We start from the raw sequence: 15,729 nt of genomic DNA on the forward strand, positions 1-15,729 counted from the left end.
TTACGCTTTCATCAATAGGAACTTTTATTCCGTAATCCGAAATCAAGGATGATCATGAGCTACACCGTCAACGCCTCGATCCTGCTGACCGACCTCCCCGTGAACGAGCGTCCCGCCGCCGCCAAGGCCGCCGGCTTCGACGCCGTCGAGTTCTGGTGGCCCTTCGCCTCGGCTGTGCCCGCGCAGCAGGAGGTCGACGCGTTCGTCGCCGCGATCCAGGATGCGGGCGTGCAGCTCACCGGCCTCAACTTCTTCGCCGGCGACATGCCCGCAGGCGACCGCGGTCTGGTCTCATGGGTCGGCCGTGAGGGCGAGTTCCGCGACAACGTCGAGGTCGTCGTCGGCATCGGAGAGCGCACCGGCACCAAGGCGTTCAATGCGCTGTACGGCCTGCGCCAGGACGGCGTCGACGCGCAGACGCAGGACGACCTCGCCGTCGAGAACCTCGCGATCGCCGGCAAGGCGGTCGCCCGCATCGGCGGCATCGTGCTGCTCGAGCCCGTCTCGGGCGCCGATGCCTACCCGCTGAAGACCGCCGCCGACGCCCTCGCGATCATCGCCCGCGTCAAGGACGAGCACGGCGTCGACAACGTCAAGCTGCTCGCCGACTTCTACCACCTCGCCGTCAACGGCGACGACGTGGCCGCGGTCATCGCCGACCACGCGGGCGAGTTCGGTCACATCCAGATCGCCGACGCCCCCGGCCGCGGCGAGCCGGGCACCGGAGAGCTGCCCATCGCCGAATGGATCGAGGCGGCGCGCGCCGGCGGCTACGACGGCGTCATCGGCCTCGAGTACAAGGCCACCCAGGCAGACCCGTTCGCCTGGACCAAGAACTGACATCCCACTTCCGCGAAGGAGCGACGACATGACCAACATCACCATCATCGGTCTCGGCATCATGGGCCTTTCCATGGCGAAGAACCTCGTCAAGGCGGGATACACCGTCACCGGCGTCAACCGCAGCCCCGAGGCCGTCGAGAAGCTCGTCGAGGCAGGCGGCAAGGGGGCGGCGAGCATCGCCGAGGGCGTCAAGGACGCCGACGTCATCATCACGATGGTTCCCGACTCCCCGGATGTCGAGGGTGTCGTCCGCGGCGAAGAGGGCGTCTTCGCCAACGCGAAGCCCGGAGCGCTGTGGATCGACAACTCGTCGATCCGCCCCGACGTCGCCAAGGAGCTGGCCGAAGAAGCCGTCGCTGCAGGACTCGGCGCCGTCGATGCCCCCGTCTCGGGTGGCGAGCAGGGCGCGATCGACGGAGTGCTGTCGATCATGACCGGCGGCTCGCCCGAGGACTTCGCCAAGGCCGAGCCCATCCTGCAGGCCATCGGCAAGACCATCGTGCACGTCGGCCCCGCCGGTGCCGGTCAGACGGTGAAGGCCGCCAACCAGCTCATCGTGGCCGTCAACATCCAGGCGCTCAGCGAGGCGATCGTCTTCCTCGAGGCGTACGGCGTCGACACCGACGCGGCCCTCAAGGTGCTCGGCGGAGGTCTCGCCGGGTCCAAGGTGCTCGACCAGAAGGGGCAGAAGATGCTCGACCGCGACTTCGCCCCCGGCTTCCGCCTGGCCCTGCACAACAAGGACCTGGGCATCGTCACCGCGGCAGCCCGCGGTGCCGGCGTGGCCGTTCCCCTCGGCTCGGCTGTCGCCCAGCTCGTCACCTCGCTCGTCGCCCGCGGCGACGGCGGCCTCGACCACTCCGGCCTCTTCAAGCTCACCGCTGAGCTCTCGGGCCGCGACAACAACTAAGGACACATCATGACCCGCATGCGTGCAGTGGACGCCATCGTCCAGATCCTGATCAAGGAGGGCGCCGACGAGGCGTTCGGCCTGCCGGGAGCCGCCATCAACCCCCTGTACTCCGCGATGCGCGCCAACGGCGGCATCCGGCACACCCTCGCCCGCCACGTCGAGGGCGCCTCGCACATGGCCGACGGCTACAGCCGCACCGGCGACGGCCGCATCGGCGTCTGCCTCGGCACCTCGGGCCCGGCCGGCACCGACATGATCACCGGTCTGTACGCGGCGATCGCCGACAGCATCCCGATGCTGTGCATCACCGGCCAGGCTCCGGTGGCGAAGTTCGACAAGGAGGACTTCCAGGCCGTCGACATCGCGTCGATCGCGAAGCCGGTGACCAAGTTCGCCAAGACGGTGCTCGAGGGCGCCCAGGTGCCGGGCGTCTTCCAGAGCGCGTTCCAGATCATGCGCTCCGGCCGCCCCGGTCCGGTGCTGATCGACCTCCCGTTCGACGTGCAGATGACCGAGATCGAGTTCGACATCGACACCTACGAGCCGCTGCCGGTCGCGAAGCCCGCGGCCACGGCCGCGCAGGCCGAGAAGGTGCTCGACATGCTGACCTCGTCCACGCACCCGGTGATCGTCGCGGGCGGCGGCATCGTCAACTCCGGTGCGTCCGACAAGCTCGTCGAGCTGGCCGAGACCCTCGGGGTTCCGGTCGTTCCCACGCTGATGGGCTGGGGCGCCATCGCCGATGACCACCCGCTGGCCGCAGGCCTGGTCGGCATCCAGACCTCGCAGCGCTACGGCAACGCGAGCTTCCTCGAGAGCGACTTCGTGCTCGGCATCGGCAACCGCTGGGCCAACCGCCACACCGGTGGTCTCGACACGTACCGCAAGGGCCGCACCTTCGTGCACGTCGACATCGAGCCGACCCAGATCGGCCGAGTGTTCGCGCCCGACTACGGTGTGGTCTCCGACGCCGGTGCGTTCATCGACGCGCTGCTCGCCGCCGCCCGCGACCGCGTCGCCGAGCTGCCCGACTACAACGGCTGGGCGCAGGAGTGCCGCGACCGCAAGGCGCGCCTGCAGCGCAAGACGAACTTCGACAACGTGCCGATGAAGCCGCACCGCGTCTACCAGGAGATGCTCACGGCGTTCGACCGCGACACCACCTTCGTCACCACGATCGGCCTGTCGCAGATCGCCGGCGCGCAGCTGCTGCACGTCTACGGCCCGCGCAAGTGGATCAACGCCGGCCAGGCCGGCCCCCTCGGCTGGACCGGCCCCGCCGCGCTCGGTGTCGTCCGCGGCAAGCCGGGCGAGCAGGTCGTCGCGCTCTCGGGCGACTACGACTTCCAGTTCATGATCGAAGAGCTCGCCGTCGGCGCGCAGCACAAGCTGCCGTACATCCACGTCGTGGTGAACAACAGCTACCTGGGGCTGATCCGTCAGTCGCAGCGCGGCTTCGAGATGGACTACGAGGTCTCGCTGGCGTTCGACAACATCAACACCCCGAACGACCCGAACAGCGTCGCGACCGGCTACGGCGTCGACCACGTGAAGGTCGCCGAGGGCCTGGGCTGCAAGGCGATCCGCGTCGAGCGCCCCGAAGAGCTCGCTGCCGGGTTCGCCGAGGCCGCGCGCCTGCGCGACGAGTTCCAGGTGCCCGTGGTGGTCGAGGTCATCCTCGAGCGCGTCACGAACATCGCGATGGGTGCCGACCTCGACACCATGAACGAGTTCGAGGATCTCGCGTCGTCGCCCGCCGATGCACCTGAGGCGATCTACGCTCTGCTTGACTGATCGACATGCGCATCCTCATCGCCTCTGACAAGTTCAAGGGCTCGGCGACGGGCTCCGAGGTGGCGGCGGCGGTCGCCGACGGCATCCGGGAGATCATTCCGGATGCCGTCGTCGACGCGGCTCCCGTCGCCGACGGCGGCGAGGGCACGGTAGACGCGGCCGTCGCCAGCGGCTTCACCCCGGTGACGGTGTCGGTGACGGGTCCGACAGGGCGGCAGGTGGATGCCACCTTCGCCCTGCGCGACGACGAGGCGATCATCGAGATGGCGGCGGCGAGCGGGCTGGACGTGCTGCCGGACGGCGAGAAGGATGCCCTCGGCGCCACGAGTCGCGGCACGGGCGAGCTCATCGTCGCCGCGCTCGATCGGGGTGCGACCTCGATCGTGCTCGGCGTGGGCGGCAGCGCCTGCACCGACGGCGGTGCCGGCATGCTGCAGGCCCTGGGGGTCGCGCTGCGCACCGAGGACCGGCCCGTGCGCCCTGGTGGTGCGGGTCTGGTCGACCTGGTCTCGGCCGACATCTCGGGCCTCGACCCCCGCCTCGACGGCGTGAGCTTCGTGCTCGCTGCCGACGTCGACAATCCACTTCTGGGAGACCGGGGGGCCGCTGCGGTGTTCGCACCGCAGAAGGGGGCGAGCGCCGATGATGTCGCCGTCCTCGAGGCAGGCCTCTCGCGTCTCTCAGAGCTCGTCGACTCCCTGCCGGGAGTGCGCCCGTCGGCCTCGGCGCCCGGCGCGGGCGCGGCCGGGGGAGTCGGCTACGCGGCGCTCGCAGTGCTCGGCGCCGTGCGCGAGCCCGGCATCGATGTCATCCAGCGTCTGACGGGGCTGGAGGCGCGTATCGCCGACGCCGACCTGGTGATCACCGGCGAGGGCAGCCTCGATGATCAGAGCCTCGGCGGCAAGACGCCGCTGGGTGTCTCTGCGGCGGCAGCGAGGGCCGGCAAGCCCGTCGTCGCGGTGTGCGGCCGTACGACGCTGGATGCTGCGCAGGCGACGTCTGCGGGCTTCGCAAAGGTCTACGCGCTGAGCGCCATCGAGCCCGAGCCGGCGAAGAGCATGGCCAACGCCGTGCCGCTGCTGCGCGAGGTCGGCCGAGCGATCGGCGCCGACGCTCCCGCACTGCTCGCCCGCTGAGCCTCGCCCCAGCACTCCAGCCGCAACGCAGGTCTCGCGCGGATGCCGGAGCCGCAGACACGCAAGAGGGGACCGGTCCGCCGGTGGGCGGAGCCGATCCCCTCTTCTCGCGCGTGAGTCCTCAGGCCGCCTTCGGGAAGAGGATGCGGAATGCGCGGACGAAGCCGTTGCCCTCGTCGGCAGGCAGGTGGAAGTCGGGGTCGATGTTGACCGACGGGTTCTCTGCGGACGGGACGTACCCGTTCGCCTCGATCGCGTGTGCGCTCATGTCCCTCTCCGTTCTCGTTTCCATACTGTGGAAGAATCGTCTTGCTATATGAAAAGAGTACGCACGGCGTCAGCGAAGAGTCAATAGCCTTCCACGATGCGCAACGTCCAATCGGGGAAGGCGGGCGCGTCGGCTCCGGGTGACCCGAGCGGTCTCGTCAGTCCCAGTGGCCGGGGCGAGCCAGCACGCGCGACTGCACGGCCACCGCGCCTGGAGCGACCTCGGCGGTGCAGAACAGCAGCGACATGGTCGGGTAGCCGTGCACGTGATTGTCGCGCACGATCGCCCTGTCGTCTTCGGGAGAGAGCGCGGCGCTCTCGCCGAGCACATCCACCCAGCGTGACGCCCAGCCGTCGTCCTCCGGGGCGGCGGCGGCGAAACGGGGCAGCCAGGCGTCGATGCGCGCGGTGCGCGGGTCGTCGAGGTCGTCGTGCGCGATCATGTGCACTCCCTCGGGCACGCGGGTCTCACGCAGTTCGACGCCATCCCACGACAGCACCCGCGTGCCCTCCGGCGTCACCTCGAGCAGATTGAACCCGTGCATCCGCCTCACCAGGTCGCCGCGATCCGGGGCATTTGGCGACCGGCCCGCAACCGAGTCCAGCGCGAGCGAACCGCGCGAGAGAGCCTGGTCGGCAGGCAGGTCGAGCACATCGGCGCGGTTGAGCAGCACGGCGAGGCGGCCGGCGGCCGGGTCGGCGGCGAGCCAGGCGCCGCCGGCGCGGCGATCGCGGATGCCGATCACACCGGGCCTCTCGTCGGGCCACCACTCGCCGAGGTCGTCCCACGGACGGTCGGGATCCTCGTCGCGCACGGCCAGCAGCCGCGCGCGCCGGTCGGATGAGGGGGCGACATCGATCACGACGGTGCACACGAGCATGAGTCTATGCGCGCCCCGCACCCCTGGGGTCTGGGGCAGAATCGAAGCGTGAACATCGTCGTCGCCGTGACCGGCGGGATCGCCGCGTACAAGAGCGTGCACCTGGTGCGCCTGCTGATCAAGGCGGGTCATGAGGTCACCGTCGTGCCGACCGAAGACGCGCTGCGCTTCGTCGGGCTGCCCACCTGGGAGGCGATCAGCCGCAGACCGGTCACCACGAGCGTGCATGAGGACGTCGCGCAGGTGCGCCACGTCGCCCTCGGTCAGGCCGCCGAGCTCGTGATCGTCGCCCCCGCGACCGCGAACACGATCGCGAAGATGGCCGCCGGCCTGGCCGACGACCTGCTGGGCACCACGCTGCTCGCCACCGTGGCGCCGGTCGCGATCGCCCCGGCGATGCACACCGAGATGTGGCGGCATCCCGCGACTCAGGCGAACATCGCCACCCTGCGCGAGCGCGGCGTCGCGATCCTCGGCCCCGACGAGGGCGAGCTGACCGGCGGTGATTCCGGCCCGGGGCGGATGCTCGAGCCCGAGCGGATCATGGCAGAGGCACTCGCCCTGGTCGCGCCGACGTCGTCGGCTGCCGGCGACGAGCAGGATCTCGACGGCCTGCGCGTCGTGGTCTCGGCCGGCGGCACCCGCGAGCCCCTCGACCCGGTGCGCTTTCTCGGCAACCGCTCCAGCGGGCGCCAGGGAGTCGCTCTGGCCCTCGCCGCGGCCGACCGCGGTGCCGAGGTCGAGCTCGTCGCCGCGCACATCGACGGCGCGGTGCTGGCCGATGCCGCGCGTCACCCCGGCATCCGCATCGCGCATGCGGGAACCGCGGCCGAGCTCGGCGAGGCGATGCGTCGCGCATCGGAGGACGCGGCGGTGATCGTGATGGCCGCTGCCGTCGCCGACTACCGCCCGGCCGACGTCTCCGACCGCAAGCTGACCAAGGAGTCGGGTCCGCTCGAGAGCATCGAGCTGGTGCAGAACGAGGACATCGTCGCCCATCTGGCCGCGCGGCGTCACCCGGGGCAGGTCGTGGTCGCTTTCGCGGCCGAGACGCCGGATGACCGTGACGAGCTGCTCGAGCGCGCACGGCGCAAGCGCGAGCGCAAGGGCGTCGATCTGCTGGTGGTCAACGAGGTCGGCTGGGACCGGGGCTTCGAATCGGGCGAGAACGCCGTGCACGTCATCGGCGACGGCGGTGCGGTCGTGGCCAGGGCATCCGGAAGCAAGCGGTCGGTCGCCGACGACATCTGGGATGTCATCGCCGACGTCCTCGACTGACCCGGTCGAGCGAGTCAGGCGGCGTCAGCCGCCGATGTACGACATCTCGATGCGCTTGCGCTGCGTGCGCAGCGCCGGGGTCAGCCCGGCGCGGATCTCGGAGTAGCGGTCGCTGCGGCCACCCCAGATGGATGCCATGGCCGCGGCGAGCTCGACGTCGTCGGCGCCGCCGCGCATGAGCGCCCGCAGGTCGTGGCCCTTCGAGGCGAACAGGCAGGTGAACAGCTTTCCCTCGGTCGAGATCCTCGCGCGTGTGCACGTGCCGCAGAACGCGTTGGTGACGCTGGAGATCACCCCGATCTCGCCCGTGCCGTCGGCGTAGCGCCAGCGCTTCGCGGTCTCGCCCGTCACGGTCGACGCCGCCTGCTCGAGCGGGAACTCCGCCCCGATGCGCTCGATGATCTCGGCAGAGGGCACGACCTCGTCGAGCGACCAGCCGTTGGTGTTGCCCACGTCCATGTACTCGATGAAGCGCAGGATGTACGGGGTGCCCTTGAAGTGCCTGGCCATGTCGAGGATCTCGCCGTCGTTGACGCCGCGTTTGACGACCATGTTCAGCCGGATCGGGCCGAGGCCCGCCGCGTGGGCCGCGTCGATGCCGTCGAGCACCCGGCTCACGGGGAAGCGCACGTCGTTCATCCGCTGGAACAGCTCATCGTCGAGCGAGTCGAGCGAGACCGTGACCCGCTTCAATCCCGCCGCCTTGAGCGCCTCGGCCTTCACGGCGAGTGCCGAGCCGTTCGTGGTCAGCGCGAGGTCGAGCGGGTGGCCTTCGGGCGTGCGGATCGCGGCGAGCTGCTCGATGAGCGTCTCGATGCCGCGGCGCAGCAATGGCTCGCCACCGGTCAGCCGCAGCTTCTGCACGCCGTGCGCGGCGGCGACGGTGGCGATGCGGGTGATCTCCTCGAAGCTCAGCAGCTCGTCGCGGTCGAGGAAGGCGTAGTCCCGGCCGAAGACCTCCTTCGGCATGCAGTACACGCAGCGGAAGTTGCAGCGGTCGGTCACCGAGATGCGCAGATCGCGCAGAGGGCGATCCAATTCGTCGGTGAGCATGGAGCCTGTATACCACATGGTGAAATCAAACTTTCACACAATGCTGGACGAGAGCCGAGGATCCTGTTACGGTCTTTCTCAGCCCGGAACCGCGACCACGAGTTCCGAGTCGACAACAGAAGAACAAGCGGTTCGACGTATATCTCGTGGAACGTTCCGATCCGGATCCGACCCGATAAGCCGTATCACTGCTGTGAGATTGCAAGGAAGCTCTCAAGCATGTCAACCACCGCTCTCGGGGCACAGCTCACACCTGCCCAGTACCTCGCCCGTGCCGTCGACATCGCCGTGCAGAACGTCCGCAATGCGGGCGGTCCGTTCGGAGCGATCGTCGTATCGGCAGACGGCCAGGTCTTCGAAGGGGTCAATCGCGTCACCGCGAACCTCGACCCCTCTGCTCACGCCGAGGTGACCGCCATCCGCAACGCCTGCCAGGGGCTCGGCACATTCGACCTCACCGGCGCCACGCTCTACACGAGCTGCGAACCCTGCCCGATGTGCCTCGCCACCTCGCTGTGGGCGCGCATCGACCGGGTCTACTTCGCGGCAGACCGCGACGACGCGGCGGATGCCGGTTTCGACGACGCCGTGTTCTACCGGTACTTCGAGGGCGGCCCCGCCGATCGAGAGATCATGCCGGTCGCGCGCGAGACCCTCGACGACGACACGCGCATCGCGCCCTTCACCGAGTGGACCCAGAACTCGGCCCGCACCGAGTACTGATCCACTCCCGCCGACTCACCGAGCACCGACTCACCGAGCACCGACGCCCGAGCGCCGACGCTCGAGCGCACGCTCATCCACCCATCCCTCTCCACCCGACAGAGAGCACTATCGCCATGTCTCAGACCACCGGCATCCGCGACGACGCGGACCTTCCCCGCAAGAGCACCACGACCACGGCCAACACCACGAGCACCCCCGAGCCGCGCAGCGCGCTCGACCGCTTCTTCGAGATCACCAAGCGCGGATCCACGGTTCCGCAGGAGATCCGCGGCGGCGTCGTGACCTTCTTCGCGATGGCCTACATCGTCATCCTCAACCCGATCATCCTCTCGGGAGGCGTCGACGCCGTCGGCAACTCCCTCGACTTCGCTCAGGTCGGGGCCGTCACCGGTCTCACCGCCGGTGTCATGACGCTGCTGATGGGCTTCATCGCCCGCGTGCCGTTCGCACTCGCCGCCGGACTCGGCATCAACTCGTTCCTCGCCGTCTCGGTCGTGCAGGGTGTCACCTGGCCCGAGGCGATGGGTCTGGTGATGATCAACGGCGTGCTGATCGTGCTGTTCGGGGCCACGGGCATCCGGACCGCGATCTTCCACGCCGTGCCCCACGCGCTCAAGGCGGCCATCACGGTCGGCATCGGCCTGTTCATCGCCTTCATCGGCTTCGTCGACTCGGGCTTCGTCAACCGCACGCCCGCCGGCCCTCCGGTGCAGCTCGGTGACGGAGGCTCGCTCAGCTCGGTCCCCACCCTGATCTTCATCGGCACGATGGTGCTGATGGGCGTGCTGATCGCCAGGAGAGTGCCCGGTGCGATCCTCATCGGCATCGTCGCCGGCACGGTCGTGTCGATCATCGTCGAGGGCCTTCTGAAGCTCGGCCCGACCGTCGGCAGCGACGGTGAGGTCAACCCGGCGGGCTGGCACATGACCGTTCCCGGTGTGCCGACGAACTGGTTCAGCCTGCCCGACTTCTCGCTCATCGGTCAGTTCGACCTCGTCGGCTCGTTCGGGCGCATCGGCGCACTGGCGGCGATCATGCTCGTCTTCACCCTGCTGTTCACGAACTTCTTCGACGCCATGGGAGCCATGACCGGGCTCGCGAAGCAGGCAGGCATCGCGAACAAGGATGCGACGTTCCCCCGTCTGCGCAGCGCCTTCGTGGTCGAGGGTGCAGGCGCCGTGGTCGGCGGCGGCACGTCGAGCTCGTCGGCGACGGTGTTCATCGACAGCGCCGCAGGCATAGCCGAGGGGGCCCGCACGGGCCTCGCCTCGGTGATCACCGGCGCGCTGTTCCTGTTCTCGATGTTCCTCACTCCGCTCACCGCGATCGTGCCCATCGAGGTCGCCGCCGCAGCGCTCGTGATCGTGGGCGCGCTGATGATGGCGCAGATCCGGGAGATCAACTTCAACAAGTTCTCGGTCGCCATGCCCGCGTTCCTCACGATCGTGACGATGCCGCTGACCTACTCGATCGCGAACGGCATCGGCGCGGGCTTCATCGCGTGGGCGCTGATCAACACCCTGGCCGGCCGTGCGCGCAAGGTGCACTGGCTGCTGTGGGTGGTCGCCGCCGGATTCGCGATCTACTTCGCACGCGGTCCGATCGAGGCGCTGCTGAGCGGGTCCGCCGGCTGAGTCGCACGGCCAGAGAGAGGAACCCCGGCCCGGGCAGCGGGTCGGAGTTCCTCTCTCTATATATAAGGAGTGGATCAGCCGGATGCCGCCGGCGCGGCCTCCTCGATCAGCTGCAGGATGCGCGCGGCGACGCTCACCGCGATCACCGCCGGCTGCTTGCCCGATACCTCGGGCACCCCGATGGGCGTCGTCACGCGGTCGAGCTCAGCGTCGGTGTGACCGAGCTCGAGCAGCTTCTTGCGGAAGCGCGCCCACTTCGACGCCGACCCGATCAAGCCGATCGATCCGAGCGCCGGAGTGCGCAGCGACTGATCGACGATCGCGAGATCCTCCACGTGATCGTGCGTCATCACCAGCACATGGGCACCGGCGGGGAGGTCCAGCAGCGCGGCCTCTGGCACGGGCGCATGATGCGAGCGGATGCCGGCGACGGCATCCGCCGTGACGGGCGCCAGGCGCTCGGGATCGAGCATCTCGGCACGCGAGTCGATGAGGTGCAGCGAGAGCTCATGACGCGACAGGATGCGCGCGAGTTCGAGCCCCACATGCCCCATGCCGAACACCGCCACCGAGGGCACGACCCGCACCGGTTCGAGCATGATCGTGACCTCTCCTCCGCAGCACTGCACTCCGTACTCGGTCGTCGCCTTGTCGCTGAGCGTCAGTGTGAGCAGCTGCGGCTCGGCCGTGCCGGAGGCGAGCATCTCACGGGCGCGATCGGTGGCGGTGGCCTCGAGGTTGCCGCCACCGATCGTGCCGAACTGGTCGCTGGGCGAGATGACCATCTTCGCGCCGCCGTTGCGGGGCGCGTGCCCGCGCACCATGGCCAGCGTCACGATCACCGCGGGCGTGCGGCTCTCGCGCAGCGCGCGCAGGGCGTCCAGCCAGTCGACCATGTCAGACCGCTGCGAGCTCGGGCTCCGGCTCCGCGGCGCCCTCGGCAGAGCGGGCGGTCTCGACAGCCCAGTACACCGACTCCGGCGTCGCAGGCGACGCCAGATCGACCGAGTGACCTGCGGGGCCGAAGGCCGCGACGGCCTGCCTCAGCGCCTCGCGCGCGCTGAACGCGAGCATGAACGGCGGCTCGCCGACGGCCTTCGAGCCGTAGACCGCGCCGTCTTCACGTGCGTTCTGGAACAGGCGCACGGTGAACTCCTCGGGCATCTCCGAGAAGCTCGGCAGCTTGTAGGTCGACGCCGACTGGGTCTGCAGACGACCGCGGTGCGGCCCGTCGCTGGCATCCCACCGCAGGTCCTCGAGCGTCAGCCAGCCCATGCCCTGCACGTACGCGCCCTCGATCTGGCCGATGTCGAGCATGGGCGACAGCGAGTCGCCCACATCGTGCACGATGTCGACGCGGCGGATGCGGTACGCACCGGTGAACCCGTCGACCTCGACCTCGGTCGCGGCGGCGCCGTAGGCGAAGTACTTGAACGGCGAGCCCTGCATGAGCTCGGGGTTCCAGTGCAGGCCTGCCGTGCGGTAGTAGCCCGCGGCGAACAGCTGCACGCGCTGGAAGTAGGCGGCCTTCGCGACCTCGGCGAAGGTCACGCGCTCGTCCTTGCCGAGAGCCGTCACGAACCCGCCGCCGAAGCGCACGTCGCGCTCGTCGACGCCCAGCAGGCGCCCGGCCACCGCGGCCATCCGCTCGCGGATCTGGTCGCACGCGTTCTTCACCGCTCCGCCGTTGAGGTCGGCGCCCGATGAGGCGGCCGTGGCCGACGTGTTCGGCACCTTGTCGGTGCGGGTGGGCGCGAGGCGCACCTGATGCAGCTCGAGGCCGAGAGCGGTCGCGGCGATCTGCAGCATCTTCGTGTGCAGACCCTGGCCCATCTCGGTTCCGCCGTGATTGACGAGCACCGAGCCGTCCTTGTAGACGTGCACGAGGGCGCCCGCCTGATTGAACGCGGCGAAGTTGAACGAGATGCCGAACTTGATCGGCGTCATCGAGATCCCCCGCTTCACGTCGCGGTTCTCGGCGTTGAACGCCTCGATCTCGACGGTGCGCTCGGCGATCGACGCCTCGTCGGAAAGCTGGTCCCAGATCGTCGGCATCCGCTCGGCGTCCTTCACCAGCTGACCGTACGGGGTGGTCTGCCCCGGCTGGTAGAAGTTGCGCCGGCGCAGCTCGAGCGGGTCGATGCCGAGCGTCGGGGCGACCCGGCCGAGGATGTCTTCGATCAGGAACACGCCCTGCGGGCCGCCGAAGCCGCGGTACGCGGTGTTCGACTGCTTGTTCGTCTTCGCGATCCGCCCGTAGGCGTGCACATTCGGGATCCAGTAGGCGTTGTCGAGATGGCAGAGGGCGCGGCCCAGCACCGGCTCCGACAGGTCGATCGACCAGCCGCCGTCGGCCGTGAGCACGGCGTCGAGCGCCTGCAGCATGCCGTTCTCATCGAGGCCGACCTTCCAGCTGATGTGGAAGGGGTGCCGCTTGCCCGTCATCGTGAGGTCCTGCGTGCGGTTCAGGCGCACCCGCACAGGGCGGCCGGTGAGCTTGGCCCCGAGCGCGGCGATGGCGGCGAAGCCGTGCGGCTGCATCTCCTTGCCGCCGAAGCCGCCGCCCATGCGCAGGCACTGCACGGTGACCTCGTTGGCATGGATGCCCAGCACATGCGAGACGAGATCCTGCGTCTCGGTCGGATGCTGTGTCGAGCACTGGATGAAGTACTGCCCCTCGGAGTCGCGCACGGCGAACGACGCGTGGGTCTCGAGGTAGAAGTGCTCCTGGCCGGCGAACTCGGTGACCCCTTCGAAGACGTGTGCCGAGCTCGCGAGGGCTGCGGCGGCGTCGCCGCGCTGAACCGTGCGCGGGGTGCCCATGAACGACTGCGCCTCGATGGCGTCGTGCACGGTGATCAGCGACGGCAGCTCTTCGTACTCGACCTTCACGCGCTCGGCGCCGAGGCGCGCGGCCTCCTGCGTCTCACCGAGCACCCACACCAGAGCATGGCCGTAGAACATGGCCTCGCTGGGGAAGAGGGGCTCATCGTTGCGGATTCCGGCGTCGTTGAGGCCCGGCACGTCGTCGGCGGTGAGCACGCGGACGACGCCGGGCACCTCGTAGGCGCCGGAGACGTCGATGGTCACGCGCGCGTGCGCGCTGGTGGACTGCACGGGCCACGCGGTGAGCGTGCCGTGCGTCTGCGTGGCGATGTCGTCGGTGTACATCGCCGCACCCGTGACGTGCAGCGCCGCACTCTCGTGCACGGCGCGGTGGCCGACGACGGGGTTCTCGGGGCGGTCGGCGAGAGCGCTCATGCCGACACCTCCTTCGACTGGATGACGGTCTGGCTGTAGAACTTCAGCAGGGCCGAGCCCAGCATGTGCGAGCGGTACTCGCTGCTGGCCCGGTGGTCGGACATCGGGGTGCCCTCGGACTGCAGGATGGCGGATGCCTCCTTCACCGTGGCGATGCTCCACGGCTTGCCGATCAGCGCCTGCTCGGTCGCGGTGGCGCGCAGCGGAGTGGCGGCGACGCCGCCCAGCCCGATGCGGGCCGAGGTGACGGAGCCGTCCTCGATGTCGAACGCGAAGCCGATCGCCACCGACGAGATGTCGTCGAAGCGGCGCTTCGCGATCTTGTGGAACGCGGTGTACTCGGCGAGCGGCAGCGGGATGCGCACGGCGACGATCAGCTCGTTCTTCGCACGCACGGTCTGCCGGTAGCCGGTGAAGTAGTCGGCCAGCGGCACCTCGCGCTCGCCGTCGGCGGATGCCAGCACCAGGCGCGCATCGAGGGCCAGGAGCGCGGGCGGGGTGTCGCCGATCGGCGATCCGGTGCCGAGGTTTCCGCCGATCGTGCCGCGATTGCGGATCAGGCGGGAGGCGAACTGCGGGAAGAGCTTGGCGAGCAGCGGCACCCGCCCGCCGAGGCGGCGCTCGACGTCGGACAGCGGCAGGGCGGCGCCGATCTCGACGTACTCGTCGGTCTCGGTGAGACCGCGCAGCTCGTCGAGCTGGTCGATCGCGACGACGAACGGAGCGCGACGACCGCGGATGTTGACCTCGACGCCCCAGTCGGTCGAGCCGGCGACGATCAGGGCATCCGGCTCATCGCGCACCAGACGCAGGGCCTCGGCGAGGGTCGCGGGGCGCACGAAGCGTCCGCCTGCCACCTGCACGTCAGTGGCGACGACCGGGGGAGCGGGCTGCGACAGACGCCGCTGCAGCGGATCGTCGCCACCGGGCGCGCCGAGCGCGTAGGCCGCGTCGCGGATGGGGCGGTAGCCCGTGCAGCGGCACAGGTTGCCGCTGAGAGCGTGCAGGTCGAAGCCGTTCGGGCCGATCTCGTGGTCGTTGTCGCCGTCGTGCACTGCGTCGCCGACGTGCACGGGGCAGTCGTCGCCCGCCGAGTCGCGCTCGGGCCGGTAGTACTCGGCGGCCATGCTGCACGCGAACCCCGGGGTGCAGTAGCCGCACTGGGATCCGCCGGCCTCGGCCAGCTTCTGCTGCACCGGATGCAGGCTCTCGACACCGCCGAGGCCCTCGGCGGTGACGATCTCCTGGCCGTCGAGGGCGTAGACCGGAACCAGGCATGCGTTGACGGGCGTCCAGCGGGTCGTGCCGTCGTCGTCGGCCGTGGCGATCATCATCGCGCAGGCGCCGCATTCGCCTTCCGCGCAGCCTTCCTTGCTGCCGGGCAGGCCCGACTCGCGCAGCCAGTCGAGGGCCGTCACGTGGGTGGCAACACCGCCGAGCGGGCGGCTCTGCCCGTTCACGGTGACCGTGATGTCAGTCATTCTCTCTCCTCGGGTATGACGCCGGGGCGTCTCTGCGCACGCTGCTCGCGTGCCTGCTGAGATCCCGAGGGGTGAGCGCCGCACTGCGCTCGCACCGGGCGATCACATGGCGACGTCGCGCGCGGTTGCCGTGAGTCTAGTGCGAACCGATGGCGAGGCCTCGGAATCGTGATGAAGGCGATTCCGCAGGCGATGGCTCAGGCGCCGTGGGCGTACCAGTTCCCCCACGCGGTGGAGCTCTCGGAAGGGGCGGTGGCGTAAACGTCGGCGTGCATCGCGGCCCCTCTCCTCACTGAGTTCCTGATCTGCTGCGAGTTCCGGGATTCGGAAACTTCTTTCTGATCACCGGCCAGTGTACGCGGGGTGCAGAGAGGTGGTCAAGCATTCGCCGTGTGCGCGGCTGCGTCGGAGACGCCAGGTGATCTGTGCGCCGGGCGGAGTGTCGGGGGTCGGCGCGCCGCG

Annotated in this window: 13 protein-coding genes; 7 read left to right on the forward strand and 6 right to left on the reverse strand. The window is 69.5% G+C overall.

The features are described from left to right. Window positions 1-54: 54 nt before the first annotated feature. The 4 genes from AB0N59_RS04975 to AB0N59_RS04990 are packed head-to-tail and all read left to right on the forward strand — an operon-like array spanning window position 55 to window position 4,686. Complete coding sequence (locus AB0N59_RS04975; RefSeq protein ID WP_363479578.1) at window positions 55-840, forward strand: TIM barrel protein; 786 nt, start codon at window positions 55-57, stop codon at window positions 838-840. Between the two features lie 28 nt (window positions 841-868). Beyond that, complete coding sequence (locus AB0N59_RS04980; protein WP_363479581.1) at window positions 869-1,753, forward strand: 2-hydroxy-3-oxopropionate reductase; 885 nt, start codon at window positions 869-871, stop codon at window positions 1,751-1,753. Between the two features lie 9 nt (window positions 1,754-1,762). Next, window positions 1,763-3,550, forward strand: coding sequence for a glyoxylate carboligase (gene gcl / locus AB0N59_RS04985; protein WP_363479584.1), 1,788 nt, complete (start codon window positions 1,763-1,765; stop codon window positions 3,548-3,550). A 5-nt stretch (window positions 3,551-3,555) separates the two neighbouring features. After that, the gene (locus AB0N59_RS04990; RefSeq protein WP_363479587.1) at window positions 3,556-4,686 is read left to right on the forward strand and encodes a glycerate kinase; all 1,131 of its coding nucleotides are present in this window, start codon (window positions 3,556-3,558) and stop codon (window positions 4,684-4,686) included. A 121-nt stretch (window positions 4,687-4,807) separates the two neighbouring features. Here AB0N59_RS04990 and AB0N59_RS04995 read toward each other — a convergent pair whose 3' ends face one another. Beyond that, the gene (locus tag AB0N59_RS04995) at window positions 4,808-4,954 is read right to left on the reverse strand and encodes a hypothetical protein (protein ID WP_363479590.1); all 147 of its coding nucleotides are present in this window, start codon (window positions 4,952-4,954) and stop codon (window positions 4,808-4,810) included. Between the two features lie 157 nt (window positions 4,955-5,111). After that, window positions 5,112-5,828 (reverse strand): NRDE family protein, encoded by a 717-nt coding sequence (locus AB0N59_RS05000; protein WP_363479593.1) that lies wholly within the window; start codon window positions 5,826-5,828, stop codon window positions 5,112-5,114. Window positions 5,829-5,882: 54 nt separating this feature from the next. On the opposite strand from AB0N59_RS05000, the gene coaBC reads away from it, so the two are divergent. Further along, window positions 5,883-7,112 (forward strand): bifunctional phosphopantothenoylcysteine decarboxylase/phosphopantothenate--cysteine ligase CoaBC, encoded by a 1,230-nt coding sequence (coaBC, locus tag AB0N59_RS05005; protein ID WP_363479596.1) that lies wholly within the window; start codon window positions 5,883-5,885, stop codon window positions 7,110-7,112. A 24-nt stretch (window positions 7,113-7,136) separates the two neighbouring features. On the opposite strand, the gene moaA is transcribed toward coaBC, so the two are convergent. Then, window positions 7,137-8,165: a GTP 3',8-cyclase MoaA gene (moaA, locus tag AB0N59_RS05010; RefSeq protein ID WP_363479599.1), complete on the reverse strand. Its 1,029-nt coding sequence runs from the start codon at window positions 8,163-8,165 to the stop codon at window positions 7,137-7,139. 219 nt (window positions 8,166-8,384) lie between these two features. Here moaA and AB0N59_RS05015 point away from each other — a divergent pair, with 219 nt between their 5' ends. Both AB0N59_RS05015 and AB0N59_RS05020 read left to right on the forward strand, forming a co-directional pair. After that, entirely contained in the window at window positions 8,385-8,888 is a 504-nt protein-coding gene (locus AB0N59_RS05015) for a nucleoside deaminase (RefSeq protein ID WP_363479602.1), read from the forward strand. Between the two features lie 116 nt (window positions 8,889-9,004). Beyond that, window positions 9,005-10,525: an NCS2 family permease gene (locus tag AB0N59_RS05020; RefSeq protein WP_363479605.1), complete on the forward strand. Its 1,521-nt coding sequence runs from the start codon at window positions 9,005-9,007 to the stop codon at window positions 10,523-10,525. Window positions 10,526-10,599: 74 nt separating this feature from the next. On the opposite strand, the gene xdhC is transcribed toward AB0N59_RS05020, so the two are convergent. Genes xdhC through AB0N59_RS05035 form a run of 3 tightly spaced genes read right to left on the reverse strand, consistent with a single transcriptional unit; the run spans window position 10,600 to window position 15,267 of the window. Further along, complete coding sequence (xdhC, locus tag AB0N59_RS05025; protein WP_363479608.1) at window positions 10,600-11,421, reverse strand: xanthine dehydrogenase accessory protein XdhC; 822 nt, start codon at window positions 11,419-11,421, stop codon at window positions 10,600-10,602. Window position 11,422: 1 nt separating this feature from the next. After that, window positions 11,423-13,786, reverse strand: a complete 2,364-nt coding sequence (gene xdhB / locus AB0N59_RS05030; protein ID WP_363479611.1) for a xanthine dehydrogenase molybdopterin binding subunit — start codon at window positions 13,784-13,786, stop codon at window positions 11,423-11,425. Further along, a complete protein-coding gene (locus AB0N59_RS05035) occupies window positions 13,783-15,267 on the reverse strand; it encodes an FAD binding domain-containing protein (protein WP_363479614.1) in 1,485 nt (494 codons plus the stop codon). Before AB0N59_RS05035 ends, xdhB begins: the two co-directional genes overlap by 4 nt. Between the last annotated feature and the right edge of the window lie 462 nt (window positions 15,268-15,729).

Source organism: Microbacterium sp. NPDC089321, from assembly GCF_040684935.1.
Classification (GTDB): Bacteria; Actinomycetota; Actinomycetes; order Actinomycetales; family Microbacteriaceae; genus Microbacterium.